This window comes from Mesorhizobium sp. RCAM 05099 (assembly GCF_059683685.1).
Genome location: NZ_CM185035.1, coordinates 6,695,030 through 6,721,865, shown reverse-complemented (window position 1 = coordinate 6,721,865; position 26,836 = coordinate 6,695,030). Strand labels below are relative to the sequence as shown.

The following is a 26,836-nucleotide window of genomic DNA, read 5'->3' as shown; positions in this document are numbered from 1 at the left end:
GAGCGACATCAGGCAAACCCAAGGAGCAAGGAAATGGCTGACGCTTATGTCTATGACGCCGTGCGCACGCCGCGCGGCAAGGGCAGGAAAGACGGATCGCTGCACGAGGTGCCGGCGGTGCGGCTTGCCGCCAAGACACTGGAAGCGTTGCGCGACCGCAATGGACTCGACACCGGCAACATCGACGACATCATCTTCGGCTGCGTCGATCCGGTCGGCGAGGCGGGCTCGGTCATACCGCGCGCCGCCGCCTTCGAGGCCGGCTACGACACCAAGGCGCCCGGCATGCAGATCTCGCGCTTCTGCGCCTCCGGTCTCGACGCCATCAATTTCGGCGCCGCCAAGATCGCCCAGGGCGCTGACGAGATCGTCATTGCCGGCGGCGTTGAATCGATGTCGCGCGTCGGCATGGGCGCCTCCGGCGGTGCCTGGTTTATGGATCCCTCGGTCGGCCTGCCCGGCTGGTTCGTGCCGCAAGGCATCTCGGCCGACCTGATCGCCACCAAATACGGCTTCTCTCGCGACGACGTCGACGCCTACGCGGTCGAGAGCCAGAAGCGCGCCGCCAAGTCCTGGGCCGATGGTCGTTTCAAGAAGTCCGTCATCCCGATCAAGGACCAGAACGGTCTGACCATCCTCGACCATGACGAGCACATGCGGCCCTCGACCGACATGCAGTCGCTGGCCGCGCTCAACCCGTCCTTCGTCATGCCCGGCGAAATGGGCGGCTTCGATGCCGTTGCGGTGCAGAAGCATCCCGAGGTTGAAGAGGTCAACCACGTCCACCACGCCGGCAACTCTTCCGGCATCGTCGATGGCGCCGCCGCCGTTCTGCTCGGCTCGAAGAGGGCCGGCAAGGCCATGGGCCTGAAGCCGCGGGCCCGCATCCGTACCTTCGCCAACATCGGCTCCGAACCGGTGCTGATGCTGACCGGTCCGGTCGACGTCACCGAGAAACTGTTGAAGCGCGCCAAGATGAAGCTGTCCGACATCGATCTGTTCGAGCTCAACGAGGCTTTCGCCTCGGTGGTGCTGCGCTACATGCAGGCTTTCGACATTCCGCACGACAAGATCAACGTCAATGGCGGCGCCATCGCCATGGGCCATCCGCTCGGTGCCACCGGCGCGATGATCCTGGGCACGGTGTTGGACGAGCTCGAACGCCGGGACTTGAACACCGCGTTGGTGACGCTTTGCATCGGCGCCGGCATGGGCACCGCAACGATCATCGAACGCGTCTGACGGGGAGAGAAACGATGAGCTACACCAATTTCACCCTCGATATCGACGCCGACGGCATTGCGCTGGTCACCTGGGACATGCCGGGCCGCTCGATGAACGTCTTCACTGAAGAGGCGATGCGGGAGCTGAACGCCATCGTCGACAAGGTGGCTGGCGATGCGGCCATCAAGGGCGCGGTGATCACCTCCGGCAAGGATACGTTTTCCGGCGGTGCCGACATCACCCTGCTGCAGAAGATGCTGGCGACCTTCGCCGCGGAAAAGGCCAAGGACGTCGAAAAGGCGACCAAGGCACTGTTTGACAATGCCGGCACCATGACCGGCCTGTTCCGCAAGCTGGAGACTTGCGGAAAGCCGTGGGTTTCGGCGATCAACGGCACCTGCATGGGCGGCGCCTTCGAATTGTCGCTTGCATGCCACGGCCGTGTCGCAGCCGACTCGGACAAGGTCAGGATGGCGCTTCCCGAAGTGAAGATCGGCATCTTCCCGGGTGCCGGCGGCACCCAGCGCGTGCCGCGGCTGACCGATCAGCAGCAGGCGCTGCAGATGCTTACCTCCGGCCAGGCGCTGTCGCCGCAGAAGGCCAAGTCGATGGGGCTGATCCATGAGATCGCCGAGCCGGCCAAATTGGTCGAAGCCGCCAAGGCGATGATCAAGAACGGCTTGAAGCCGGTGGCGCCGTGGGACGAGAAGGGCTTCAAGCTGCCCGGCGGCCCGATCTATTCGGCGGCGGGCGCCAATCTGTGGCCACCAGCCATCGCCATCCTGCGTCGCGAGACCTATGGCAATTATCCGGCCGCCGCCGCGATCCTCAAATGCGTCTATGAAGGCCTGCTGGTGCCGTTCGACACCGGCCTGCGCATCGAGCAGCGCTATTTCACGGAGATCATGCAGACCAGGGAAGCGGCGGCGATGATCCGCTCGCTGTTCGTCTCGCTGCAGGAGCTGAACAAGGGCGCCCGCCGTCCGGCCGGCGTGCCGGAAACCAGGTTCAAGAAGATCGGCGTCCTTGGCGCCGGCTTCATGGGCGCCGGCATCGCCTATGTCACCGCCAAGGCCGGCATCCCGGTGGTGCTGCTCGACCGCGACATGGAATCCGCCGCCAAGGGCAAGGCCCATTCCGACAGCCTGGTCTCGGATCAGGTGAAGAAGGGGCGCGCCAAGCCCGAGGAGAAGGACAAGCTTCTGTCGCTGATCACGCCGACGGCCGACTATGCCGACCTCGCCGGTTGCGATCTTGTCGTCGAGGCGGTGTTTGAGGATTCGGCCGTCAAGAAAAGCGCCACCGAACAGGCGGAAGCCGTGCTGAAATCGTCGGCGGTCTTCGCCTCCAACACCTCGACCATTCCGATCACCGGTCTGGCGAAGAATTCGGCGCGGCCGAAGAACTTCATCGGCATCCACTTCTTCTCGCCGGTCGACAAGATGATGCTGGTCGAGATCATTCTGGGCAAGAAGACCGGCGACAAGGCACTTGCCACGGCAATCGACTTCGTGCGCGCCATCAAGAAGACGCCGATCGTCGTCAACGACACGCGCGGCTTCTACGTCAATCGCTGCGTGCTGCGCTACATGTCGGAAGCCTACAAGATGCTGATCGAAGGCGTGCCTGCCCCGATGATCGAGAATGCGGCGAAGGCCGCCGGCATGCCGGTCGGCCCGTTGGCGCTGACCGACGAGACGGCCATCGACCTCGCCCAGAAGATCATGAAGCAGACCATCAGGGACCTCGGCGACAAGGCCGTCGACCCGAAGCAGATGGCGCTGATCAATACCATGGTCGACACGCACGGCCGCTTCGGCCGCAAGAACGGCAAGGGTTTCTACGACTATCCCGCCAAGCCGGCCAAGAAGAAGCTGTGGCCAGGCCTCAAGGACCTCTATCCGCAGCTGGCGCCGGAGAAGGTCGACTATGAGGAACTGCAGCAGCGGCTGCTGGTCACCATCGCGCTGGAAGCAGCGCGGGTGATGGAAGAGGGCATCGTCACCGATCCGCGCGAGGCCGATGTCGGCTCGATCCTGGCTTTTGGCTTCGCCCCCTACACCGGCGGCGCGCTGTCCTATATCGACGGCATCGGCGCCAAGGCGTTCGTCAAGATCGCCAAGAGCCTGCAAAAGAAATACGGCGCCGAGTTCAAGGTGCCCAAGCTGCTGCTCGACATGGCCGAAAAGGGTGAGACCTTCTACCAGCGCTTCGATCCCTACGCCAAGGGCGACGTGAAGCAGGCAGCCTGACGCATGGATAGCATCAAGAGTCCTACGGCGTCCCTTGCGCGTCCAAGAGGACGCGCGGCGCTGTAATGTATGTCTGGGCGCGCATGGCGCGCATGATGGCCACGGCACGAAGCCGTGGCCCTTATGTGATGGGCGGCGAGAGCCGGCTGGCCTTTCGATGCCTGCCGACCGACATCGATTTCAACATTCATCTCAACAATGCGCGCTACATGATGCTGGCGGACCTCGGCCGCATCGACCTGTTTATGCGCGCCGGCCTCATCAGGCTGGCGAGGAAGAATGGCTGGGCGCCGATGATGGGCGGGCTGCAGTCGGTCTACGCACGCGAGATCAAGCTATGGCGGCGTTTTGAGGTCGTGTCGTCGATCGAGACCTGGGAAGGCACCCAGGTTGTCGGCAAGCACCGCTTCGTCCTCGACAATGGCGAAACGGCCGCATTGATCATGACGACGGCCGGCGTTTACGACCGCGGGGCTCGCCGCTTTCTCGACATTGACGAGGTCGTCAAAGCACTTGGCCGCGCCGTTCGCCCCCGCCCGCTTACAGAAACCGAACGGGCGTTCATGATCTCCCATCAGGGGCTGCGCGGCCTGGCCAAGTCATCCGGCTGATCAAGCTTTCGGGAGCAGGGCCCCATCGGCCTTCCCAAGCGAAGCGCGAGTGGTAAATTAGACATCGCTAACAAGCCGTTGGAGGAGGGAGGAATCGTCATGCGCATGATGCTGAAAGTTTCTGTTCCGACCGTTGAGGGCAACAAGGCGATCAAGGACGGCAGCATGGGGAAGTTCATCGAGCACGCGCTGTCGGAACTGAAGCCGGAGGCGGCCTATTTCACCGCCGAGAAGGGTCAGCGAACGGCCTATCTGTTCGTGGATATGAAAGAGAATTCCGACATGCCGTACCTCGGTGAGCGGTTCTTCTTCGCCTTCAATGCCTCTGTCGATTTCGTCCCGGTGATGAATGCCGAAGAGCTCAAGAAGGGGCTGCCCAAGGCGATGGCAGGCATGGCCCCATAGGCTCACCCCCGGCCCGGAAGGGCCTCAGCTTTGTGCGCGATCCGCCGGCCGCCCCGGTGGACATTGAGATGTCCGCGCGGTAGAAAGGAAAGGTATTTTTTCCTGTCCTGAAGGAGAGCGAGATTGCTCTCGCATGACCGCGTCTGGGCTGCCATCGATGCTCTTGCCGAGCGCTATTCGCTTTCGGCCTCGGGTCTGGCAAGGCGCGCGGGCCTCGATTCGACCGCCTTCAACAAGTCGAAACGTCTGTCGTCGGATGGCCGGCCGCGTTGGCCCTCGACCGAATCGCTGGCCAAGATCATCGAGGCGACCGGCGCTTCGCTCGACGAATTCACAGGGTTGATCGAAGGCCGGGACGGATCGTCGCATGGCGCATCGGTCGCGCACAGGCGCTCCGTGCCATTGCTCGGCTTTGCCCAGGCCGGTGCCGGTGGCTTCTTCGACGATGCCGGCTTTCCGGTCGGGCAGGGCTGGGATCTGGTCGAGTTGCCGGCGCAATCGACTGAAAGCTCCTACGCGTTGCAGGTGCAGGGCGATTCCATGCTCCCGCTCTACCGCAATGGCGACGTCCTCATCGTCGAGCCGGGTGCCATCACCCGCAAGGGCGATCGCGTCGTCGTCAAGACAACCGCCGGCGAGGTGATGGCCAAGGTGCTGGACCGCCAGACCGTCAAGTCGATTGCGCTGGTCTCGCTCAATCCCGATCATCCCGACCGCGACATTCCCATGCGTGATGTCGAATGGGTGGCGCGGATTGTCTGGGCAAGCCAGTAGGCCACGCTGGTGCGGCTCCCTCATCTTGCCCTGGCGGTTCTGCTCGTCCCGGTGATGGCGGCCCTGGTCGTCGCCGGCGGTCGCACGCTGAAGCGAAGCGACAGCGTCGTGACTGTGGATCAGGTCGATCCGGGCGCCGACACGATCCCGCAACAGGGCGCCGACACTGTGCCCGAAGAACCGGCCACTTCTTCCCTGGCCGCCCCCCAACCGCCGAAGCCGGCACCGCATTCGAGGGCGATCGATCCCCAGGTCATCGCGCCACCGGAGCTTCCCGCCGAGGGGCTTGAACGTGTCGAGCCGCGCGCGCCGCTGAGCAAGCTGGCGCTGGCCGTGCCGCCCAAGCCGAAAATGCCCGACGACTGGAACGGGACGAAACTGTTCCAGCCCGTAGCGTCGGCCGCCGGCCTGATCGAAGCGAAGGGCTATTCGGTCGCGGTTTCCGGCATCGACGTCGTCAGGCAGGATGAGACCTGTAGCGATGACGGCAAATCCTGGCCGTGCGGCGTCCGGGCGCGGACGGCATTCCGCGCGTTCCTGCGCGGCCGCGCGGTGGCCTGCACCGTGCCGCCCGAGGGTGGCCGCGACCTGATCGCCGCCGAATGCCGGATCGGCAAGCTGGATGTCGGTCAATGGCTGGTCGAAAACGGCTGGGCGCGCGCCGCCAAGGGCGGGCCCTATGTCGAAGCCGGCGAAAAGGCACGCACCGAAAAGAAAGGCATTTTCGGATCGGCGCCGAACCTTTCCGGTATGCCGTCGATGCCGGCGGCGCCGAGCCCGGCGCCTGAGGCGCCAAGCTCGATCCTGGAAGAGGTCGACGGCGTTCTCAAGCCAGCTGGCCAGCCAGCGCCCGCTCAATGAGCGCCCGCGTCTCGGCAATGCCGTAGAGCGCGGCAAACGAGCCGAAGCGCGGGCCGCGCTCCTGGCCGATCAGCACCTGATAGATCATCTGGAAGAAAGCACCCGAAACGCCAGGGCCGCCCTCGGGGCTTTGCTTGGAATGGTCCTGATAGCGCTCGATCTTGCGTGCGACGTTGAGCGAAGCATTCTGGATCGCTTCGCCGTTGGCGCCCGCCGGCAGGGCGCCAAGCGCCTTGTCGAGCTCCTCCAGCGCCGCGCGCTCGACGTCGTCGGCAGGACGGAAGGTCTTCGTCGGCTTCACGAAGTCGTCGAAATAGCGGATCGCATGGCCGACCAGCTGGTCGAGCTCGGGATGCGTCCGCGGCGTCACGCCCTGCGTATGGCGCGAGATGAAGCCCCAAAGCACATCCTTGTTTTGCGCGTTGGAAGCGCTGACCAGGTTGAGCAGCAGCGAGAACGGCACCGGCATGTCGATGACCGGCGGATTGCCATCATGCATATGCCAGACCGGGTTGCCCAGCCGCTCCTTCCAATCCTGCCGGGGATAGGCGGCGAGGAATGCATAATATTCGTCCACCGCTCTCGGGATGACGTCGAAATACAGCTTCTTGGCCTGCCGCGGCCGCTGGTACATGTAGAGTCCGAGGCTCTCGGTCGGCGCATAGGTCAGCCACTCGTCGATGGTCAGGCCGTTGCCCTTGGATTTCGAGATTTTCTGGCCGTTCTCGTCGAGGAACAGTTCATAGACGAAATGCTCCGGTGCCCGCCCGCCCAGAATGTTGCAGATGCGGTCATAGACCACCGCATTGGTCTGGTGGTCCTTGCCGAACATTTCGAAATCGACGCCCAGTGCGGCCCAGCGCATGCCGAAATCCGGCTTCCATTGCAGCTTCACCTTGCCGCCGGTGATCGAAAGCGTCGTCTCTGTACCCTCGTCGTCGAAGGTGATGGTACCGGCCTTGGCGTCGACATGCTTCATGGGAACGTAAAGCACGCGGCCGCTCTTCGGCGAAATCGGCAGGAACGGGCTGTAGGTTGCCTGCCGCTCGGAGCCGAGCGTAGGCAGCATCACCGCCATGATCTGGTCATAGCGTTCGGCGGCGCGCAGCAGCATCGCGTCGAAACGGCCCGACTTGTAATATTGCGTCGCGCTGGCGAACTCGTAGTCGAAGCCAAACGTGTCCAGGAAGCGGCAAAGCATCGCGTTGTTGTGATCGGCAAAGCTCGCATAGTCGCCGCCGAAGGGATTGGGAACCGACGACAGCGGCTTGTGCAGGTGCGGCTCCAGTGCCGAGCGATCCGGCACGCTGTCGGGTATCTTGCGCATGCCGTCCATGTCGTCGGAAAAGCAAAGCAGCTTGGTCGCGACCTTGTCCTGCGTCAGCACGCGAAAGGCATGGCGCACCATCGAAGTGCGCGCCACTTCGCCGAACGTGCCGATATGCGGCAGGCCGGACGGGCCGTAGCCGGTCTCGAACAGGATCGTGTCGGGAAAGTCGGCGCCCTTGTAGCGCTCGACGATCTTTTTGGCTTCCTCGAACGGCCATGCCTTGCTCTCGGCGGCGGCCGCCAGCAGCTCGGGATTGAGATCGATGATGTTTGATCCCGCCATGGTACTGTTTTCCAAATCATTCGCCGGCATCGCCGGGGCTGTTTTTTCAATCGGTCTCTAGGCGCGCATGGCCGGAGCGTCAACGAGTGCGGCGCTTTTTCCTTGCGGCACGGGTACCGCGCTCCTACCTTCGGGACCTGTTCAAGGAGTAAGAAATGCCTCTGCCGACGCCGCACGAAGCCCTGATCTACCTGATGGTCATCACTTCGGCATCCGATCGCGACATGACCGATGTCGAACTGGCGCGGATCGGCGACGTCGTCCGCTCCTGGCCGGTGTTCGAGGATTTCAATCACAGCCGGCTGGTTTCGGTCGCCCAGTCCTGCCAGAAGATGCTGCACGAAAAGGATGGGCTTGAGGGGGTTCTGGCGCGCGTCGCCGAGGCCCTGCCGGAGCGCTTGCGCGACACCGCCTATGCCGCCGCCTTCGAAGTGGCCGCCGTCGATCTCGAAATGCGGCTGGAAGAGGTGCGGGTGCTGCAGCTGATCCGCCGGCAGCTCGATCTCGACACGCTGACCGTCGCGGCAATCGCGCGCGCGGCCAAGGCGAGGCTGCGAACCTTGAACTGATCCCCCCGGGTTCCGGTATGGTCATGTCTTTTCCGAAAACCGGTTCAGCTTTTCGGGATTGTGGCCTGGAAAAAGCTGACCGGCCGGATCGCCGGATCAGTAAAAACTGACCGGGAAATAGCGCAGGTAGAATTCCGCAAACGTCCCTTTCATCGAAATTTCCTGCAGCGCGTAGTCGAGCGCGGCGGCCAGCGCCGGATTGTCCGCCTTGGTGGCGATGGCCATGCCCGAGCCCAGATATTCGGGCGCCAGGTAGGGACCGCCGGCAAAGCGGCAACATCCCGCTGCATCCGAGCCGCCCAGCCAGAAGGCCAGGCGCATGCCGTCGCCGAAGGCGGCGTCGATCTTGCCAGTCTTGAGATCGCTGTAGAGGTCTTCCGGCTTGTCGAAGGGGACGACCTGAACGGTGTTGAAATAGTCGCGCAGCATGCGCTCATGGGCCGAGCCGGCGATCACGCCGACACGCTTGCCGCGCAATTTGTCGAAGACCGGATCGGTCAGCGCCGTACCCTTCGCCATCACGAAGCGCGCCGGAAACTGCAGGTAAGAGCGCGAGAAGGCGTATGTCGAGCGCGATTGCGCCGTTGCGGCGATGCCGGCGATGATCGCCTCGCCTTCGCCTTTCTGCAGCGCGCCTTCCAACTCGGCCCAGGGCAATGCCTGGATCTGGCATTTTTCGACGATGCTGAGCTCGGCGCATATGGCACGCGCCAGATCGATGTGGAACCCGGACAGTTTTCCCGCGCCGTCGAGGAAATTGAAGGGCGGGAAGTCCGTGGTCGTCAGGAATCTCAGTCGCGGCAGCGCCGAAAGGTCCGGCTTGGGCAATCGCTCCTTGGTATCCCACAGCACCGGAACCTGCGGGTCCGCGGCGCGCGCGCCATTGGCGACCAACAGCGCCGCGACCAGCATCGACGCAAGAACGAAGGACCTCCACTGGAACGACACGATAAAACTCCGCCGCAGTCGTGTTCGCAGGGTTTTGGTATGAAAATGGTACAGGTACAATGGTTTTTGATTTCAACCCGTCGATTTCAGGATATGATTTAGCGAGTTTGCAAACAGCGGTGATTGCCTTGGTTGGGAAATCAAGGTCGAGAACCACAACCGGGAGCGAGTGCTTTGCAATCCAGGGTCAGTGGCGAGTGCAAATCAGGCACGGACCATTGATCGAAATGCATGAGGCAACATGGGATTGATGTTGCGATGAGTCAGTTCGATCGCACGCTGGAATTCATAGATCAACTGCAGCACGCCGGAACGGCGGCCGCGGTCTGCGAAAAGCTTCTGGGCATAACGTCGGATTTCGGTCTCACCGCGCTGATGGCGGGAACCGTGCCGCAGCCAGGCACGCCGGCCGGCCTGCAAAAACAGCACGTGCTTCTCTGCGACTGGCCCGTTGAATGGCTGGAGCGCTATGTCGCGCGCAACTATGTCGATCACGACCCGGTCGTCAGCCATATGAAACAGCTGCAGGCACCCTTCCAGTGGCGCGAGGCCTCTCAGGCCATCAGCATCGACAAGAGCAGCGGCGAAGTGATGGGCGATGCCGGCGTGTTCAAGTTGCGCGACGGGCTGGCCTTCCCGCTGGTTACGCTCGACGGCCAGATCGTCATGGTGTCGCTGGGCGGTGAGGCTGTGGAGTTGTCGGCGGCAGAGTTCGGCCAGGTGTCGCTGGTGTCGACCTATGCGGTTGGTCGCGCCATGCAGCTCCACACCATGGCGAACAAGACCATCGATCATATCGAATTGACGCCGCGCGAGCGCGAATGCCTGCAATGGGCCGCCGTCGGCAAGTCCGAATGGGAGATTTCGCAAATCCTGGGCATCTCCGAACACACCTCGGAGAAACACCTTCTTAACGCCAAAGGTAAACTCGGTGCCGTCAACCGGGTGCAAGCCGTCGCGGAGGCGATAAGGCGCGGCTACATTAGTTAGGTCGGCCGTGCCGGCCTAGAAATTCTTGCCTACGTGATCACGCAATTTTCTCGTCGAAGCACGGCCGTATCTTCCTCTGAACCCAGGAGACGGCAGAATGCTTTTTTCCCTTACAACCCAAGAATTGATGGAACGTCCTGACCTTTGGGAGGCCGTCCATCGGCTACGCTACAAGATATTTGTCGAAGAGATGGGATGGGAGGATCTCAGGCGCCCCGACGGATTCGAACGCGATCAGTTCGATCATGACGAGGCCATCCACCAGATCGTCATCAGGGGCGACGAAGTCGCGGGCTACCAGAGGCTATTGCCGACGACGCGCGGGCATCTCCTGACCGAGGTGCTGACCGACCTCTTCGAAGGAACGCCACCCTCCGGTCCGAACATCTACGAGTTGACCCGCTATGCGGTTGCTCCCGGCTTTCGAGACGGCCGTCGCGGCGTGTCGACTGTCGGTACCGAACTGATTGCTGGCTTCGTCGAGTGGGGGCTGAAGCGCAATGTGAACCAGATGATCATCGAGTTCGAGCCGATGTGGGTCCTGCGTGCATTGCAGCTGCATTTCCTGGCGACACCGCTTGGCTATCAGCGCACCTATGGCAACCAGCAGGTCGTCGCAACCTTGCTTTCCTTCAATGAGCACACGCTCGATGTGGTGCGTTCGCGCCGCAATCATTTCGCCCCCGTTCTGGCCAGGGGATACCCCGACATGCTCGGACAAAGGCGTGCGTCGTGAGATCGGAGACAGTCATGAACACACATCCACAACCCGAACTCCGCAACCACACGCTGGTCGTTACCGTATCGTCGAATGACGGCCGGCCGGTGCTGGACAGAAGAGCCTATGAAAGCCTGGCCAAGACTTTCCATGAAGCTGCCGACAATGAGGAGGTCCGCGTCGTCGTGCTGCGCGGCCTGGCAGGCTGCTTCTGTCTCGGCGGCGACTTCTCCGAATTCCTCGACGCCACCAAGCACCAGAAGCTGATCGCCGCCGTCACCGATCTGTTTCGCACGTTGGCCACGTTTCCGAAGCCCATCCTTGCCTGCGTTGATGGCGATGCCGTCGGCGTCGGCTGCACCATCCTGTTCCATTGCGACATGGTGATTGCGTCGAGCCAAAGCACTTTCAGGGTGCCGTTCGTCGATTTCGGCCTGGTCCCGGATGCGGCGACCAGCATCCTGGCGCCGCAGAAGCTCGGCTATGCCGGTGCCTTCCGCTTCTTCTGCCTCGGCGACACACTTCGCGCCGAGGACGCCGAGGCGCTCGGCCTCGTTGCCGAGATCGTGCCGGGCGGCAGCGTCGAGGAAGCGGCTCTCGGCCGGGCGAGACAGCTCGTCAAGAAGCCGGTCGCCGCCTTGCTGCAGACGCGCGGCCTGCTCAAGGGCAACACCGGCGAGTTGTGCGAGCGCATCGATCAGGAGATTTCGCTTTTCCAGCAGGCGCTGCAGGATGACACCACGCTGCGGCGCTTGCAGCGGATCGCCCGGCTGGCTGCCTGAGCGGTTCCGCCGAAAGGTCTCGATAATGACGCGCCGCGCGGCCTGCTGGCTGCGCGGCGCAAAAAGGCGTCAGTCCTTGGTTTCCCAGGCACGGCCAGTGGGCCGGCCTATTCTTTCAAAAACGACGGTCCTTCGCCGATGATCTTCTTGTCTTCCTTGCCGATGATGCCGAGATCGCGGCCATCATAGGGCAGCGACAAAAGGATGCGCCGCATCACCGCCAGCCGCGCGCGCCGCTTGTCATTGGCCCGCACGATGATCCATGGCGCGAACTGCTTGTGGGTACGCTTGAACATGGTGTCGCGCGCTTTGGTATAGTCGTCCCACTTGGTGATGCCGGCTATGTCGATGGGCGAAAACTTCCAGCTCTTCAGCGGGCTGTAGCGGCGATCGTGGAAGCGCTCGAGCTGCGTTTCCTGGCCGATGTTCAGCCAGAATTTGAAGAAGTGGATGCCTTCGTTGCAGATCATCCGCTCGAAATGCGGCGTTTCGTCCAGAAACTGCTCGTGCTGCTTCGGCGTGCAGAAACCCATCACCGGCTCGACGCCGGCGCGGTTGTACCAGGAGCGGTCGAAGGTGACGAATTCGCCGGATGTCGGGAAGTGCTCCACATAGCGCTGGAAATACCACTGACCGCGCTCCGGTTCGGTCGGCTTGGTCAGCGCCACGTTGCGTGCGGTTCGAGGGTTCATGTACTGGTGCAGGACGAAGATCGTGCCGCCCTTGCCGGCAGCGTCACGGCCCTCGAACAGCGCCATCACCCGTTTGCCGGTCGATTGCAGCCACGCCTGCGCCTTGACCAGCTCGATCTGCAGTTGCTCGAGCATCGCGTCATACTCGTCGCTGTTCATCTTCTTGTCGTAGGGGTAGCCGCCGGCGGTCAGCTTGCGCTCTTCGACCCAGCTTGGAAGCGTCGGATTCTCGATGTCAAACTCCCGCTCCTTGCCGTCGACCCTGATCTTCAGCGGTCCCGATGTCGGAGCGGCGGAGTTTTCCTTGGCTTTTTTCATGGAGACGAACCTTTCCAGCTTCCAGACTCATGCTATTGGGAGCCACTACAGCGCCGCGCGTCCGTTTAGACGCGCAAAGGACGCTGTAGCACTTTAATTTGCGCATGATCCTTTCCGAAAATCGATCCCGATTTTCGGGGTCATGCGCGGAGCCGGTCCAGCGCGAAGTTGCCAGGGACCGGCCGGCGAAGCGCAAGAATGCGGGGCGCGCGTATGGCTGACCGGGGCGCGGATGACAGGGGCGTGGCGCAAGCCATTGCCACCCGGCTGTGGAACAGTCGCTGGATGCTCGCGGCAAGCCTCGTCGCCGTTCTCGCGGTCTATGCCCTTGCCGGTATCTCCGCCTACGTGCTGCTGCCGGCACTGGCCATGCTGCTAGCGGCGGCGCTGTTGCCGGCCGGTGCCACGCGCCAGTCTGGCGAGAATGGCGCGGCCATCGAGGCGATCGGGTTGCAGCGGCTCTCCGGCGAGTATCTGGCGGCGGCCGTCGCCGATCCGCTGATCATTTTCGACCGTACCGCCACCATCGTCCATGCCAATGCCGCCGCCTTCGCCGCTTTCGGCGGGATCGCGCCGGGCATGTCGCTGTCGCTGAAATTCCGGGCGCCGGAAATGCAGGCTCTGCTGGACGGTGTGGTGTCGGGCGATGTCGCCTCGGATGTCGTCGACTACACCGAGAAGCTGCCGGTCGAACGGGCCTACCGGGTGAGCGCGTCCTCGGTCGGCCACGGCACCGATCTCTATGTGCTGGTGTTCAAGGACCAGAGCGAAGCGCGCAGGATCGACCGCATGCGCGCCGACTTCATCGCCAATGCCAGCCACGAGCTGCGCACGCCGCTCGCCTCGATCGCCGGCTTCATCGAAACACTGCGCGGCCCGGCGCGCAACGACCCGGCGGCACGCGATCAGTTCCTGCAGATCATGCAGAGCCAGACCGGCCGCATGGCGCGTCTGATCGACGACCTGTTGTCGCTGTCGCGGCTCGAGATGAAGCCCTATCTGAAGCCGGGAACCGAGGTCGATCTGCGCCAGACCGTCGACAGCGTCATCGATTCGCTCGGTCCGCTGGCCAAGGAAAACAGCGTTGTCATCGAGCGGGATTTCGCCGAGGGGCCGCTTGATGTGCCAGGCGACCGCGACGAGCTTTTCCAGGTTTTCGAGAATCTGCTGGAAAACGCCTGCAAATACGGGCAGTCGGGCGGGCGCGTCGTGGTGTCGATCGCACGCGGCGATGCCGATTCCGAACCGGGCATCGACGTGACCATCAGGGATTTCGGCCCCGGCATTCCCGAGGAACACATTCCGCGCATCACCGAGCGCTTCTATCGCATCGATGTCGAGACCAGCCGGACCCAGAAAGGCACCGGCCTTGGCCTGTCGATCGTCAAGCATATCCTGACGCGCCACAATGCCCGGCTTTCGATCAGGTCCGAAGTCGGTAAGGGAGCGGCCTTCTCGGTTCATTTGCCGACGCACTGATACCGCCCTAGTTTCCCAGAAGACCGTTTCTTTTTTCTGTCATCCGGCTAGCGTATCGGTGGGGATTCGAGGAACGACTCAAGTCAACACATCCCTTGGGAAGGCATTTGGTCCATGCAGTCCGTGCACATCGTCAGCGCCTATGACGAGGAGCTGAATTACCTGTCAAAGCGCATCGCCGCCATGGGTGGCCATGCCGAGCGCATGGTCGAACAGGCGATCGCCGCACTGGTCAATGCCGATCCGGGGCTGGCCCAGAAGGTCATCCGCGACGACGCCGTGCTGGATGAAGGCCAGCGCGAGATCGACGACAAGGCGATCATCATCATCGCCAAGCGACAGCCGATGGCGACGGATCTGCGCGAGATCATCGGCGCCATCCGCATCTCCGCCGACCTTGAACGGGTCGGCGATCTCGGCAAGAACGTTGCTAAGCGGGTGGTCGCCGTTATCGACGGACGCCAGCCGACCAGCCTGTTCCGCGGCCTCGAGGCTCTGGCCAATCTGGCGCTGACCCAGCTCAAGGAAGTGCTCGACGTCTACGCATCGCGCTCGGTGGACAAGATCGGCTTCGTGCGCGACCGCGACGACCAGATCGACGCCATGTACACATCGCTGTTTCGCGAATTGCTGACCTACATGATGGAAGATCCGCGCAACATCACGCCTTGCACGCATCTGCTGTTCTGCGCCAAGAATATCGAGCGTATCGGCGATCACGCCACCAACATCGCCGAGACCATCTACTATATCGTCACCGGCGATCAGATGCCGGCCGAACGGCCGAAGGGCGACAAGACGGACAAGATAGGCCTTTCCGGCACGCTACCGGTTAAGTGAACGGCCGCCACTCGAAGGCTTTCGGGAATTGCGTTAAGCTCCGCGTACTTTCCTGGTCATGGACCTGGGTCCGCCCTTCAGGAGGTCGTGATGGAAAATGTTCGGAACCTGACGCCGGCGCCGCCGCCAACCTCCGGCATTGTCGCCTCCAGCGTCTACACGGCCGGCCGTCGCGTTGCCGACATTCCAATCGAGGAGGCCGGCGAATGGGCAAAGAAGTCCGGTCATGTCGTCTGGATTGGCCTGCTCGAGCCCGACCGCAACCTGCTGCTGCGCGTCAAGGCGCAATTCCATCTGCATGAACTGGCCATCGAGGATGCCGAGCACCCGCACCAGCGGCCGAAGATCGAGCAATATGGCGATGCGCTGTTCATCGTTGCCCGCACCGCCCAGCTCATCGACGGCCGCGTCACCTTCGGCGAGACGCATCTGTTCGTTGGCAGCGGCTACATCGTCAGCGTCAGGCACGGTCCTTCGACGTCCTATGCCGCCGTCCGCCAGCACTGGGAAAGCTGCCCGCATTCGCTCGCCAAGGGCGAGGACTTCGTCCTCTATGCCATTCTCGATTTCATCGTCGACAACTACATGCCCGTGCTCGAGCAGATCGAGGACGAGGTCGAGGCGATCGAGGACAAGGTCCTGCTGAAGCCGATGACCGGCCGCGACATCGAGCGGCTCTATATGCTGCGCCGCGACCTTTTGCGCCTGCGCAATGCGGCGCTGCCGCTGGTCGAAGTCTGTCGCCGGCTGACCAGTGCCGACCTGCCGCAGATCCATACGGCCATGCACCCGTTGTTCCGCGACGTGACCGATCACATCCGCACCGTGCAGGAAAAGATCGACAGTCTACGCGAAGTGCTGGCGTTCGCTTTCGAGGCGAGCCTGCTGGTTGGCCAAAGCCAGGAAACGGCAATCTCCAAGAAGCTCGCTTCGTGGGCCGCCATTCTGGCGGTGCCGACGGCATTCGCCGGCATATACGGCATGAATTTCAGCGATATGCCGGAACTGAAGATGGAATACGGCTATCCCATGGTCTTGGCGGTGATCGCCTTGATCTGCTCGTTCCTGTACTGGCGTTTCCGCAAGAATGGCTGGCTGTGAAAGAGAGCGAGTAGCGTAAAAGGCTTGCTCGATCACTGATACAAAGCTGTCGCTATTCGCTATTCGCTCAACGACTGCGACGCCGCTCCGATGCGGGCTGGAACGCCACGCGGGCGTGGTACTTGCAATAGGGACCGGTTTCGGCGGCGTCGTTGCCGCAGAAATGGAAGTCCTCCGAAAGCGGATCGCCATTCGGCCATTTGCAGGTCCGCTCTGTCAGCTCGACGAGCTGCAGATGCCGTGAGATCGGCAGCACGACATTTTCGACCGGGCGGATATAGTGGCGTGCCACCGGTTCGGCGTCGAACTGCGTCTGCAGGGCCGTCGCGCCGAGCGATGTCGTGACGTGGCGTGTCGCGCTCGCGGCGCGCGACACCGATTTCTGAACGGTCGATCCTTGCGCCGTCTTCTTCTGGCGTGCCGGCGTCGCCGTTGCGCGTCCGCGGCCCGACAGCTTCAGCCGATGCACCTTGCCGATGACCGCATTGCGGCTGACCCCGCCCAGCTGGGCAGCAATCTGGCTTGCGCTCAGACCCTCCGACCACAGTTTCCTGAGAAGTTCAACCCGCTCGTCAGTCCAGTTCATGAGACCGCGCTCCTGCTAAGCGTGCGGCAATCGGAATCCATTCCCGACCCAGCAAAATTGCTGGGGCAGACACCACATATATCTGGTGATTAGGTCCGCCGCACGAAATCTAGTTATTTCTCGACTACAACTACTCTATGCGCTGACTCGGTGACAAGAGTCCCAAGTGCAACACGAATCGGTTTTTTCGGTTTTCCCCAACTTGCCCGGTCGCTTATGAGCCGGCGTCTCGTTAGGGGGCTTGCCGCGTGCCTATGCGCGACGTTTTCGTTGACTTCATGGCCGAAAAACACGATAAGCCGCACAGGCCGCCGCATTGGCGGCTTTTTTGATTTTCCGGTACCGGAGACGCATATAATGAGCGGTTCGGCGCTTTTCGAGACCTTTTCTCGCGCACCCCTGGCTTTCGACCATGGGGAGGGCACCTGGCTGGTTACCGACAAGGGCGAGCGATATCTCGATTTCGCCGGCGGCATCGCCGTCAATTCGCTGGGCCACAGCCATCCGCATCTGGTCGCCGCGCTCACCGAGCAGGCCGCAAAGCTTTGGCACGTCTCCAATCTCTACGAGATCCCCGGGCAAAGCCGGCTTGGCGAACGGCTGGCCGATGCCACCTTCGCCGACAAGGTGTTCTTCACCAATTCCGGTGCGGAGGCGCTGGAATGCGCGATCAAGACGGCGCGGCGTTACCACTTCGTCAAGGGACATCCCGAACGCTTCCGCGTCATTACCTTCGAAGGCGCTTTCCATGGCCGCACGCTGGCGACCATCGCGGCCGGCGGCCAGTACAAATATCTTGAAGGGTTCGGGCCCAAGGTCGAAGGCTTCGACCAGGTCGGCTTCGACGACATCGACGCCGCCGAAAAGGCGATCACGCCGGAAACCGCCGCGATCCTCATCGAACCGGTGCAGGGCGAGGGCGGTATCCGTCCGGTGCCGGCGCAATCGCTGAAGCGGCTGCGGCAGCTCTGCGACCAGCACGGCCTGTTGCTGATCTACGATGAGGTCCAGTGCGGCATCGGTCGCACCGGCAAGCTGTTCGCGCATGAATGGTCCGGCGTCACGCCCGACATCATGGCGATCGCCAAGGGCATTGGCGGCGGTTTCCCGATGGGCGCCTGCCTTGCCACCGATGAAGCGGCTGTCGGCATGACCGCTGGCGTTCACGGCACCACTTTCGGCGGCAACCCGCTGGCCATGGCCGTCGGCAACGCCGTGCTCGACGTTGTGCTGGAAGAGGGCTTCCTCGAAGATGTCCAGCGCAAGGCGTTGCTGATGAAGCAGGGGCTGGCGTCGGTCGCCGACGAGTTTCCGGAAGTCATCGAGGACATCAGGGGCGTTGGGCTGATGCTCGGCCTCAAATGCGCCATGCCCAACACCAAGGTGAACATGGCGCTGCGCGACCAGCACCTGCTGGCGGTTCCGGCCGGTGACAATGTCATTCGGCTGCTGCCGCCGCTCACCGTCACCGACGCCGAAATCCACGAAGCGCTCAACCGCATCCGCGCCGGCGCCAAGGGCCTGGCGGAGGCGATCGCCTCCGCTGCCGCGAAGTAATTCGAAAGATCCTGATGAGCCCCCGTCATTTCACCGATCTTTCCGCCGTCTCCGAAGGCGACCTGCGCTTCATGCTCGACGATGCGGTGGTGCGAAAGGCTCGCCTCAAGGCTGGCGAGCGGACTAAGCCGCTCGAGGGCAAGGTTCTGGCGATGATCTTCGACAAGCCGTCGACGCGCACGCGCGTCTCCTTCGACGTCGGCATGCGCCAGCTCGGCGGCGAGACCATCATGCTGACCGGCACCGAAATGCAGCTCGGCCGCTCCGAGACCATCGCCGACACCGCCAAGGTGCTGTCGCGCTATGTCGATGCGATCATGATCCGCACCACCTCGCATGAGCGCCTGCTCGAACTGACCGAGAACGCTACCGTGCCGGTGATCAACGGGCTGACCGACGACACCCATCCCTGCCAGCTGATGGCCGACATCATGACCTTCGAGGAGCATCGCGGTCCGGTTGCCGGCAAGACTTTTGCCTGGACCGGCGACGGCAACAATGTGCTGCATTCGCTGCTCGAGGCCTCGGCGCGGTTCCGCTTCAACCTCAACGTCGCCGTTCCCGAGGGCAGCGAGCCGGCACAGAAGCATATCGACTGGTCGCAAGCGCATGGCGGCAAGCTGCACTTCACCCGCTCGGCCGAGGAAGCCGTCGACCAGGTCGATTGCGTCGTCACCGATTGCTGGGTGTCGATGGGCCAGGAGCATCGCGCCCGCGGCCACAACGTGTTCTCGCCTTATCAGGTCAATGCCAAGCTGATGGCCCGGGCCAAGCCGGACGCACTGTTCATGCATTGCCTGCCGGCGCATCGCGGCGAGGAAGTGACCGACGAAGTCATCGATGGACCACACTCGGTGGTCTTCGACGAGGCCGAGAACCGGCTCCATGCCCAGAAGGCTGTCCTTGCCTGGTGTCTTGGCGCTTGATCTGCGGCGGCGCGATCCCTATTTGCGCCGCATCACGCAAATCAAGCGCGTTTCGACGCATGCGCCCCACAGGGCGGCATGGCCGCGCCCTGGAGCTTTGTCATGTTGGAAACCCATCAAGTGACTGAACATCACCCCAAACTCGGCGAATTCGGCTACGCCGGCGACGATCACGTCGTTCCCTTCGAGGTCGGCACGCTCGACGTGCGCGGCCGTACCGTTCAGCTCGGGCCAATGCTCGACGCCATTCTGAGCCGCCACGACTATCCCGAGCCGGTCGCCCGCCTGCTGGCGGAAGCCTGTGTGCTGACGGTGCTGCTCGGCACATCGCTCAAGTTCGAGGGCAAGTTCATCCTGCAGACCCGCACCGATGGTCCGGTTGACATGCTGGTCGCGGATTTTTCCACGCCTACGGCACTGCGGGCCTATGCGCGTTTCGATGCCGACCGGCTCGAGGCGCTCATCGCCGCTGGCGAAACGTCGCAGCAGACGCTGCTCGGCAGCGGTGTGCTGGCGCTGACCATCGACCAGGGTGCTCACACGCAGCGCTATCAGGGCATTGTCCAGCTCGACGGCGAAACGCTCGAAGACGCGGCACGTACCTATTTCCGCCAGTCGGAGCAGATTCCGACCGATCTCAGGCTTTCGGTGGCCAAGCTGTTGACGCCCGGCATCGGTGGCGCACGCGAACAGTGGCGCGCCGGCGGCATCCTGGCGCAGTTCCTGCCGCAGTCGCCCGAGCGTATGCGTGTGCCGGACCTGCCGGGTGGCGATGGCGATCCGCGCGACGAAATCAACGATCCGGCCGACAATTCCTGGCAGGAACTGCTGGCGTTGCTCGGCACCATCGAGCCGACCGAGCTGATCGACCCGACGATCGGCGCCGAGCGGCTGCTCTACAGGCTGTTCCACGAGCAGGGCGTGCGCGTCTTCGGCGGTGTTCCGGTCGCCGATCAGTGTTCGTGTTCGCGAGACAAGATCCGCGGCATCCTCGAAGGCTTCTCCGCGCAGGAGATCAAGGACAGCACCGAGGATGGCGGCATCCACGTCGCCTGCGAATTCTGCTCGAAGCAATATGACTTCGACCCGGCGGAATTCGCGGCTCAATAGCGAAAGAACCACGTCTCACCGGCTGCTTCGCGGCCGGTGAGGGCATTGGCGCCCAAGCCCGAGACTAATTCACCGTGCGCCGCGTACCCGGCAGGTCGAGCGAGAAGGCGGGGATGGCGATGTCAAACGTCTCGCCCCGCTTGTTGCGCATCGTGTAATGCCCGACCATGATCCCTGACGGTGTCGAAAGCGGGCAGCCGGACGTGTATTGATAGCTGTCGCCGGGATTGAGTTCGGGCTGGTCGCCGACGACGCCGGCGCCGCGCACTTCCTCGACCCGGCCGGTGCCGTCGGTGATGTGCCAATAGCGCGACAACAGCTGCACGAACTCGTCCGACTGGTTGTCGATCGTTATCTGATAGCCCCAGACATAGCGGTTCTCGGACGGATCCGAGCGATCCTCCAGATAGAACGGCCTGACCTGCACTTCGATGTTGCGCGTGACGGCGCGGTACATAGGCGACTCCAAAACAGTCCCGGCAACTTTCGGCGCTCCTCGCGGGCTGGTCAAACGTGTGCCCCGTCATTCCGACCTGATAGGCAGGTGCCGACAAAGAATGTCATTTAAGTGACACATGACAATGATGGTGTGCTCCAATCAGTGCCTGGCGACTCGGGCGCTCTGTCGAACTGTCGAAAGCGGTCGCCATGGAGGCCGGCTTTTTCTGGAGTGACCGGATCTCGATGGAACTCACTCTCATAGCCGCCTTGCTTTCGACTGTTCTCATTGTCTCAAACCTCGCCAGCATCGTGTTCGCCGCTTCGCGTCTGAGGCGACGCCGCGTCATCGCAGCGCCGGCTGGCAAGTCACAGCCGGTGTCGATCGTCGTGCCGTCGCGTGGCGTCGAGCCGTTCACGCACGAGACGCTGGAGCGCGCCTTCTCGCTCGACTGGCCGCGCTACGAACTGATCTTCTGCGTCGCCCAAGCCGACGATCCGGTGGTCGGATTGATCCGCGCCGCCATCGCCCGTTTTCCGGCGGTGCCGGCCCGCCTGTTGTTCGGCGACGACCGCATCAGCGCCAATCCGAAGCTCAACAATTGCGTCAAGGGTTGGGAGGCGGCGCGCCACGACTGGGTCATCCTGGCCGATTCCAACGTGTTGATGCCTGGAGATTACGTTCAGCACCTGATGGCGGCCTGGCGGCCGGACACCGGCCTTGTCTGCTCGACGCCGATCGGCTCGCGGCCGGACGGCTTCTGGGCCGAAGTCGAATGTGCCTTCCTCAACACGCTGCAGGCGCGCTGGCAATATGCCGGCGAGGCGCTGGGCCTTGGCTTTGCCCAGGGCAAGAGCATGTTGTGGAACAAGCCGATGCTCGACGCCAGTGGCGGCATCCGCGCCCTGGCCGCTGAGATCGCCGAGGACGCTGCCGCGACCAAGCTGGTGAACGGCCTCGGCCTGCGCGTCAATCTCGTCGCCTCGCCCTTCGAGCAGCCGCTCGGCCGGCGCACGCTCGGCGAAATCTGGTCGCGCCAGGCCCGTTGGGCGCGCCTGCGCCGTGTCACCTTCCCGCTGTTCTTCGCGCCCGAGATCCTGACTGGCGCGGCGGTGCCGCTGGTGCTCGCGCTGGTTGCGGCGGCAAGCACCGGATTCAGCCTGCCGCTGACCTGCATCGCCGTGCTGGCAGCCTTCTATCTTCCGGAATGCGCCCTGGCCTCGGCCAAGGGCTGGTATCTGTCGCCCCGCATGATCGCGGCGATGGTGGTGCGCGACATGATCCTGCCGGTGATGTGGGCACGCGGCTGGCTCGGCGGCGCCGTCGACTGGCGCGGTAACGCGATGACGATTGGCACCAAGGCGGCCGAACTGGAAGAGACGCCGTCGAGCGCCTGAAGGCCTCTGTTACTTGGCCTTCAGCGCCTGCGCGATATCCTCTAGCAGATCGTCGGTATCCTCCAGGCCGACCGAAAGCCTGAGCGTGCCAGGCCCGATGCCGAGTTCCGCGCGGGCTTCGTCGCTCAAATTCTTGTGCGTCGTGGTCGCCGGATGGGTGATCAGGCTCTTGGCGTCGCCGAGATTGTTGGAGATCAGCACGATATCGAGCGCGTTCTGCAAGGCGAAGGCCGCCTGCTTGCCGCCCTTGACGTCGAGGCAGATCAGCGTCGAGCCGCCCGACATCTGCTTCTTGACGATCGCCGCCTGCGGGTGGTCGGCGCGGCCGGGATAGATGACACGGGCGATTTCCGGCCGCTCGGCGAGGAAGTCGGCGATCTTGCCGGCGCTTTCCGTTTGCTGGCGTACGCGCAGCGGCAGTGTCTCCAGGCCCTTCAGCAACGTCCAGGCGTTGAAGGGCGACAGGCTGGGGCCGGTGTGGCGGAAATAGTCGTGCAGGTTCTCGTCAATCCACTTCTTGTCCGACAGGATGACGCCGCCAAGGCATCGTCCTTGGCCGTCAATGTGCTTGGTCGCCGAATAGACGACGATATGTGCGCCAAGCTGCAACGGTTTCTGCTGTAGCGGGGTGGCAAAGACGTTGTCGACGACGAGCCGCGCGCCGATCGAATTGGCGAGTGAGGCAACCGCGGCGATGTCGACCACTTCCAGCGTCGGGTTGGTCGGGCTTTCCAGGAAGAACAGCCTGGTGTTCGGCCTGATCGCTTTTTCCCAGTTGGCGATGTCGGTGCCGTCGACCAGCGTTGCCTCGATGCCGTACCGAGGCGCCAGGGTCTCGACCACCCAGCGGCAGGAGCCGAACAGCGCGCGAGCCGCCACGATATGGTCGCCGGCCTTGGCGCTGCACAGAAGGGCGGCAGTCACCGCCGCCATGCCCGACGCTGTGGCGCGCGCATCCTCGGCGCCTTCCAGCGCGCACATGCGCTTTTCGAACATGTCGACCGTCGGATTGGCGTAGCGCGAATAGATGAAGCCCGGCTCCTCGCCTTTGAAACGGGCTTCGGCGGCCTGCGCCGTCTCATAGACATAACCCTGGGTGAGGTACATCGCCTCGGAGGTCTCGCCGAATTGAGAACGCAGGGTTCCGGCGTGTACGAGGGCTGTCTGAGGTTTCCAGTTGCGCTTCTTGGTGCTCATCGCTCTTGTTCCAGACACAAAAAAACCGGCCGCGAAAGTCGCAACCGGTCCATACGGCCTTGCGGCCCGACGGTCCTTTAGCGACTTGTTTAACGTGGCTGCAAGCCGACCGGCCAAATCACCACGGGATAACGACCCTTTAGACCCGCGCCGCGCTTGCGTCAATTGCCGGCTTGATTAAGAGGTTTGTACCAAGCAGGTTCCGCAAAAGTGTTCCACGGTTTTGCGGCAAGAACCGGCGACAAGAAAAACGTCTGGCCTAGGAGTGGAGCCTTGCGGCAGACAGGCATTCTTCCCGATCAGGACATTTCGGCGCTGTTCCAGTCCGGTGCGCTGAAGTCGCCGCGCGCGCTCGATGCCGACCAGATCCAGCCGGCCAGCCTTGATCTTAGGCTCGGCGACAAGGCATGGCGGGTGCGGGCCTCCTTCCTGCCAGGTCCCAACCACAAGGTTTCGGAAAAGCTCGACCGGCTGAAGCTGCACGAGATTGATCTTGCCGACGGCGCGGTGCTGGAAACCGGCTGCGTCTACATCGTACCGTTGCTCGAGAGCCTTGCGCTGCCGGCGGAGATTTCGGCTTCGGCCAATCCGAAGAGCTCGACCGGGCGGCTCGACATCTTCACCCGTGTCATGACCGACCGTGGCCACGAGTTCGACAAGATTGCCGCCGGCTATCATGGGCCGCTCTACCTGGAAGTCAGCCCGCGCACCTTCCCGATCGTTGCGCGCACCGGCTCGCGGCTGTCGCAGATCCGCTTCCGCACCGGCAATGCGCTGTTGTCGGAAGCCGAGCTGCATGAATTGCATCGCACCGAGATGCTGGTCGCCACCGAGCCGCCGAATATTTCCGGTGGCGGCATCGCACTGTCGATCGACCTCAATGGCGATGAAAATGGTTTGGTCGGCTATCGCGGCAAGCATCACACCGGTCTCGTCGACGTCGACAAGCGCGCCGCACAGGAGGTCGTCGATTTCTGGGAGCCGATCCACAAGAGTGGCGCCGGCGAACTGGTGCTCGATCCCGACGAGTTCTACATCCTCGTCAGCCAGGAGGCGGTGCATGTGCCGCCGCTCTATGCCGCCGAGATGACGCCGTTCGATCCGCTGGTCGGCGAGTTCCGCGTCCACTATGCCGGTTTCTTCGATCCGGGTTTCGGCCACTCGGCGTCAGGCGGCACCGGCAGCCGGGCGGTGCTCGAAGTGCGCAGCCACGAAGTGCCGTTCATCCTCGATCACGGCCAGATCGTCGGCCGGCTGGTCTATGAGCATATGCTGAAGCGGCCGCAGGCGCTCTACGGCACCGACCTCGGCTCCAACTACCAGGCGCAGGGCCTGAAGCTGTCCAAGCACTTCCGCTCCGCGCGCTGAACCACATTGCCGTCAGGCAAAATACTTGCCTGTGCTGGCCCACCATGCTTGGCTGCCTTCTGGCCGTCAGGATGCCGGCGTTCAAGGGGAACCAAGAAAATGCGGATTTCAAAATGGATCGTATCGGCAGCGGGCGCTGCCATGCTGGTGATAGCTGTTGGCTCGCTGTCGGCGCAGGCCGCGGAGAAACTGAAAATCGGCACCGAGGGCGCCTATCCGCCGTTCAACACCATCACCGCGGACGGCAAGGTTGTCGGTTTCGATATCGACATCGCCAATGCGCTGTGTGCGCAGATGAAGGTCGAGTGCGAAATCGTCACCCAGGACTGGGATGGCATCATTCCCGCCCTGCAGGCCAAGAAGTTCGATGCCATCATCGCGTCGATGAGCATCACCGAGGAGCGCAAGAAACAGGTCTCCTTCACCAACAAATACTATACGACGCCGCTCGCCTTGGTGGCGCCGAAGGACAGCGATCTCACCTCGACCGAACCGGCGGCACTTGCCGGCAAGACGGTCGGCGCCCAGGCTTCGACCACGCAGGCCGACTATGCCCAGAATACCTATGGCAAGGCGGGCGCGGAGGCGAAGCTCTATCCAACCCAGGAAGAGGCGATCACCGACCTGACCAATGGCCGGCTTGATGCCGTGATCTCGGACAAGTTCGTGCTGGTGGATTGGCTGAAGAAGGCAAGCGACGGCTGCTGCAAGCTGGTGGGCGACGTCAAGGGCACCGAGACGCAGGCCGGCATCGCCGTTCGCCTGGAAGACACGGCACTGCGCGACAAGCTCAACGCCGCGATCGACGCGATCGTCGCCGACGGCACCTACAAGAAGATCCAGGCCAAGTACTTCGACTTCGATATCTATTGAGGTGAAGCCGCCAATCTCCCCCCTCGTGGGGGAGATGGCCGGCAGGGCAGAGGGGGCGTGAAGGATCGCCAACCTCGCATTCTGTGACAAATCAAAACAGCCCGAGGGCTCGATGACATTTGGAGGTGCGAAGGGACAGCGCCCCCCTTTGGCCTGCCGGCCATCTCCCCACGAGGGGGGAGATCACGCTGTCAAAGCGCCTTCACCGCCACGTTCACCGGCTGCTCGATCTCGAGCTGGTTGCGCAGCGGCAGGCCGAAATCCCCGGCCTCGATCTCGAATACGTCGCCGGCCTCGGTCCTGATGCCGTCGGCGAAGGACAGCGTGGCCGTTCCGAACATGTGCACGTGCACGTCGCCCGGCTGGCGGAAGGCTGAGTATTTGAAATGGTGATGTTCGAGATTGGCGATGGTGTGCGACATGTTCGCTTCGCCCGACAGGAACGGCTTTTCCCACAGCGTCTTGCCGTCGCGCACGATGCGCGAGGTGCCGCGGATGTCGGACGGCAGGTCGCCGATCAGGATCTCCGGTCCGAACGACGCGTTGCGCAGCTTGGAATGGGCGAGGAAGAGATAGTTCACGCGCTCGGTCACGTGATCGGAAAACTCGTTCGACAGCGTGAAGCCGACGCGGAATGGCGCGCCGTCGTCGCCGATCACATAGATGCCGGCGATCTCGGGCTCCTCGCCGGCATCCATGGCAAAAGCCGGCGACATCAGTGCAGCACCTGGCGCCACCGCCATCGTGCCGTTGCCCTTGTAGAACCATTCCGGCTGCACGCCGACCTGGCCTTTCGCGGGTTTGCCGCCCTCCAGCCCCATGCGGAACATCTTCATGGAATCGGTGAGTTGCTCCTCGCCGTGGGCGCTGAGATTCTTGTGCATGGAATCGCGCGTCGCCGCTGAGCCGAGATGCGTCAAGCCAGTGCCGGTGAGGTGAAGATGCGCGGGGTCGGGATGGTTGATCGGCGACACCAGCCGCCCTTTCTTGTAGGCGGCGTCGAGGTCGATGGTTTCACCGAAGCCCTTGCGTTCGATCAGCGCGACGAGGCCGACGCCGGTGCGGGCGGCCTCCATGGCCAGCGAATAGACGCTGCGCGCGCCGTTGATGATGCGGGTCTTGCCGCCATTGCGGGCAACGACGCGGATGGTCTCGGCGTCATCGAGAATCTGGGAGATCAGCATGATGAATCCTCTCTCATTTGCCT

At 63.0% G+C, this 26,836-nt stretch carries 26 protein-coding genes and 1 riboswitch; of the genes, 19 read left to right on the top strand and 7 right to left on the bottom strand.

Translation table 11 applies throughout. The annotated features are described in order from the left end of the window. Positions 1 to 33: 33 nt before the first annotated feature. The 6 genes from AC56QQ_RS33320 (at position 34) to AC56QQ_RS33295 (ending at position 6,127) form a co-directional block, all read left to right on the top strand. Entirely contained in the window at positions 34 to 1,242 is a 1,209-nt protein-coding gene (locus AC56QQ_RS33320; protein WP_497124820.1) for an acetyl-CoA C-acetyltransferase, read from the top strand. A 14-nt stretch (positions 1,243 to 1,256) separates the two neighbouring features. Next, entirely contained in the window at positions 1,257 to 3,476 is a 2,220-nt protein-coding gene (locus AC56QQ_RS33315) for a 3-hydroxyacyl-CoA dehydrogenase NAD-binding domain-containing protein (RefSeq protein WP_497124818.1), read from the top strand. Positions 3,477 to 3,541: 65 nt separating this feature from the next. After that, entirely contained in the window at positions 3,542 to 4,087 is a 546-nt protein-coding gene (locus AC56QQ_RS33310; protein WP_489859330.1) for a thioesterase family protein, read from the top strand. Positions 4,088 to 4,186: 99 nt separating this feature from the next. Further along, complete coding sequence (locus tag AC56QQ_RS33305; protein ID WP_497124817.1) at positions 4,187 to 4,492, top strand: hypothetical protein; 306 nt, start codon at positions 4,187 to 4,189, stop codon at positions 4,490 to 4,492. A gap of 123 nt (positions 4,493 to 4,615) precedes the next feature. Beyond that, the gene (locus AC56QQ_RS33300) at positions 4,616 to 5,266 is read left to right on the top strand and encodes a S24 family peptidase (RefSeq protein ID WP_497124815.1); all 651 of its coding nucleotides are present in this window, start codon (positions 4,616 to 4,618) and stop codon (positions 5,264 to 5,266) included. Between the two features lie 9 nt (positions 5,267 to 5,275). Beyond that, positions 5,276 to 6,127 carry a thermonuclease family protein gene (locus tag AC56QQ_RS33295; protein WP_497124814.1) on the top strand — a complete coding sequence of 284 codons (852 nt, stop codon included), beginning with the start codon at positions 5,276 to 5,278 and terminating at the stop codon, positions 6,125 to 6,127. On the opposite strand, the gene AC56QQ_RS33290 is transcribed toward AC56QQ_RS33295, so the two are convergent. Further along, on the bottom strand, positions 6,093 to 7,739 hold the full coding sequence (locus AC56QQ_RS33290) for a lysine--tRNA ligase (RefSeq protein ID WP_497124812.1): 1,647 nt from the start codon (positions 7,737 to 7,739) through the stop codon (positions 6,093 to 6,095). The two genes, AC56QQ_RS33295 and AC56QQ_RS33290, sit on opposite strands and share 35 nt — an antisense overlap. A 155-nt stretch (positions 7,740 to 7,894) precedes the next feature. On the opposite strand from AC56QQ_RS33290, the gene AC56QQ_RS33285 reads away from it, so the two are divergent. Continuing rightward, positions 7,895 to 8,308: a tellurite resistance TerB family protein gene (locus AC56QQ_RS33285; protein WP_489859334.1), complete on the top strand. Its 414-nt coding sequence runs from the start codon at positions 7,895 to 7,897 to the stop codon at positions 8,306 to 8,308. A gap of 96 nt (positions 8,309 to 8,404) precedes the next feature. Here AC56QQ_RS33285 and AC56QQ_RS33280 read toward each other — a convergent pair whose 3' ends face one another. Further along, positions 8,405 to 9,256, bottom strand: coding sequence for a transporter substrate-binding domain-containing protein (locus AC56QQ_RS33280; RefSeq protein ID WP_497124810.1), 852 nt, complete (start codon positions 9,254 to 9,256; stop codon positions 8,405 to 8,407). A gap of 258 nt (positions 9,257 to 9,514) precedes the next feature. Between AC56QQ_RS33280 and AC56QQ_RS33275 the strand changes: the two genes are divergently transcribed. From AC56QQ_RS33275 to AC56QQ_RS33265, 3 genes are all read left to right on the top strand, one after another. Further along, positions 9,515 to 10,246, top strand: a complete 732-nt coding sequence (locus AC56QQ_RS33275) for a helix-turn-helix transcriptional regulator (RefSeq protein WP_489859336.1) — start codon at positions 9,515 to 9,517, stop codon at positions 10,244 to 10,246. 97 nt (positions 10,247 to 10,343) lie between these two features. Beyond that, positions 10,344 to 10,982 (top strand): acyl-homoserine-lactone synthase, encoded by a 639-nt coding sequence (locus AC56QQ_RS33270; RefSeq protein ID WP_091579742.1) that lies wholly within the window; start codon positions 10,344 to 10,346, stop codon positions 10,980 to 10,982. 14 nt (positions 10,983 to 10,996) lie between these two features. Further along, complete coding sequence (locus tag AC56QQ_RS33265; protein ID WP_497124809.1) at positions 10,997 to 11,746, top strand: enoyl-CoA hydratase-related protein; 750 nt, start codon at positions 10,997 to 10,999, stop codon at positions 11,744 to 11,746. Between the two features lie 107 nt (positions 11,747 to 11,853). Here AC56QQ_RS33265 and ppk2 read toward each other — a convergent pair whose 3' ends face one another. After that, on the bottom strand, positions 11,854 to 12,756 hold the full coding sequence (gene ppk2 / locus AC56QQ_RS33260) for a polyphosphate kinase 2 (protein WP_489859338.1): 903 nt from the start codon (positions 12,754 to 12,756) through the stop codon (positions 11,854 to 11,856). A gap of 213 nt (positions 12,757 to 12,969) precedes the next feature. Between ppk2 and AC56QQ_RS33255 the strand changes: the two genes are divergently transcribed. The 3 genes from AC56QQ_RS33255 (at position 12,970) to AC56QQ_RS33245 (ending at position 16,176) form a co-directional block, all read left to right on the top strand. After that, complete coding sequence (locus AC56QQ_RS33255) at positions 12,970 to 14,235, top strand: ATP-binding protein (protein WP_497124808.1); 1,266 nt, start codon at positions 12,970 to 12,972, stop codon at positions 14,233 to 14,235. A gap of 114 nt (positions 14,236 to 14,349) precedes the next feature. Next, entirely contained in the window at positions 14,350 to 15,075 is a 726-nt protein-coding gene (phoU, locus tag AC56QQ_RS33250; protein WP_256748881.1) for a phosphate signaling complex protein PhoU, read from the top strand. A gap of 90 nt (positions 15,076 to 15,165) precedes the next feature. Next, positions 15,166 to 16,176 (top strand): magnesium and cobalt transport protein CorA, encoded by a 1,011-nt coding sequence (locus tag AC56QQ_RS33245; protein ID WP_489859340.1) that lies wholly within the window; start codon positions 15,166 to 15,168, stop codon positions 16,174 to 16,176. A 67-nt stretch (positions 16,177 to 16,243) separates the two neighbouring features. Here AC56QQ_RS33245 and AC56QQ_RS33240 read toward each other — a convergent pair whose 3' ends face one another. Further along, positions 16,244 to 16,762, bottom strand: coding sequence for a GcrA family cell cycle regulator (locus AC56QQ_RS33240; RefSeq protein WP_489859341.1), 519 nt, complete (start codon positions 16,760 to 16,762; stop codon positions 16,244 to 16,246). Positions 16,763 to 17,119: 357 nt separating this feature from the next. Here AC56QQ_RS33240 and AC56QQ_RS33235 point away from each other — a divergent pair, with 357 nt between their 5' ends. The 3 genes from AC56QQ_RS33235 (at position 17,120) to AC56QQ_RS33225 (ending at position 20,355) form a co-directional block, all read left to right on the top strand. Beyond that, complete coding sequence (locus tag AC56QQ_RS33235; RefSeq protein ID WP_497124806.1) at positions 17,120 to 18,319, top strand: aspartate aminotransferase family protein; 1,200 nt, start codon at positions 17,120 to 17,122, stop codon at positions 18,317 to 18,319. A 14-nt stretch (positions 18,320 to 18,333) separates the two neighbouring features. Continuing rightward, positions 18,334 to 19,245 (top strand): ornithine carbamoyltransferase, encoded by a 912-nt coding sequence (gene argF / locus AC56QQ_RS33230; protein ID WP_489859343.1) that lies wholly within the window; start codon positions 18,334 to 18,336, stop codon positions 19,243 to 19,245. A 78-nt stretch (positions 19,246 to 19,323) separates the two neighbouring features. After that, positions 19,324 to 20,355, top strand: coding sequence for an Hsp33 family molecular chaperone (locus tag AC56QQ_RS33225; protein ID WP_489859344.1), 1,032 nt, complete (start codon positions 19,324 to 19,326; stop codon positions 20,353 to 20,355). A gap of 64 nt (positions 20,356 to 20,419) precedes the next feature. Here AC56QQ_RS33225 and apaG read toward each other — a convergent pair whose 3' ends face one another. After that, positions 20,420 to 20,812 carry a Co2+/Mg2+ efflux facilitator ApaG/CorD gene (gene apaG, locus AC56QQ_RS33220; protein ID WP_091579771.1) on the bottom strand — a complete coding sequence of 131 codons (393 nt, stop codon included), beginning with the start codon at positions 20,810 to 20,812 and terminating at the stop codon, positions 20,420 to 20,422. 227 nt (positions 20,813 to 21,039) lie between these two features. On the opposite strand from apaG, the gene AC56QQ_RS33215 reads away from it, so the two are divergent. Beyond that, complete coding sequence (locus AC56QQ_RS33215; RefSeq protein ID WP_497124805.1) at positions 21,040 to 22,191, top strand: ceramide glucosyltransferase; 1,152 nt, start codon at positions 21,040 to 21,042, stop codon at positions 22,189 to 22,191. A gap of 9 nt (positions 22,192 to 22,200) precedes the next feature. On the opposite strand, the gene AC56QQ_RS33210 is transcribed toward AC56QQ_RS33215, so the two are convergent. Next, a complete protein-coding gene (locus tag AC56QQ_RS33210; RefSeq protein WP_497124804.1) occupies positions 22,201 to 23,388 on the bottom strand; it encodes an O-succinylhomoserine sulfhydrylase in 1,188 nt (395 codons plus the stop codon). Positions 23,389 to 23,445: 57 nt separating this feature from the next. Beyond that, positions 23,446 to 23,523: riboswitch (SAM riboswitch) on the bottom strand. A 138-nt stretch (positions 23,524 to 23,661) separates the two neighbouring features. Here AC56QQ_RS33210 and AC56QQ_RS33205 point away from each other — a divergent pair. Together AC56QQ_RS33205 and AC56QQ_RS33200 are read left to right on the top strand one after the other, a co-directional pair. After that, positions 23,662 to 24,756: a 2'-deoxycytidine 5'-triphosphate deaminase gene (locus AC56QQ_RS33205; RefSeq protein ID WP_497124803.1), complete on the top strand. Its 1,095-nt coding sequence runs from the start codon at positions 23,662 to 23,664 to the stop codon at positions 24,754 to 24,756. A gap of 99 nt (positions 24,757 to 24,855) precedes the next feature. Next, positions 24,856 to 25,629 carry an ABC transporter substrate-binding protein gene (locus AC56QQ_RS33200; protein WP_497124802.1) on the top strand — a complete coding sequence of 258 codons (774 nt, stop codon included), beginning with the start codon at positions 24,856 to 24,858 and terminating at the stop codon, positions 25,627 to 25,629. A 191-nt stretch (positions 25,630 to 25,820) separates the two neighbouring features. On the opposite strand, the gene araD1 is transcribed toward AC56QQ_RS33200, so the two are convergent. Then, positions 25,821 to 26,813 (bottom strand): AraD1 family protein, encoded by a 993-nt coding sequence (gene araD1 / locus AC56QQ_RS33195; RefSeq protein WP_497124801.1) that lies wholly within the window; start codon positions 26,811 to 26,813, stop codon positions 25,821 to 25,823. Positions 26,814 to 26,836 lie beyond the last annotated feature (23 nt).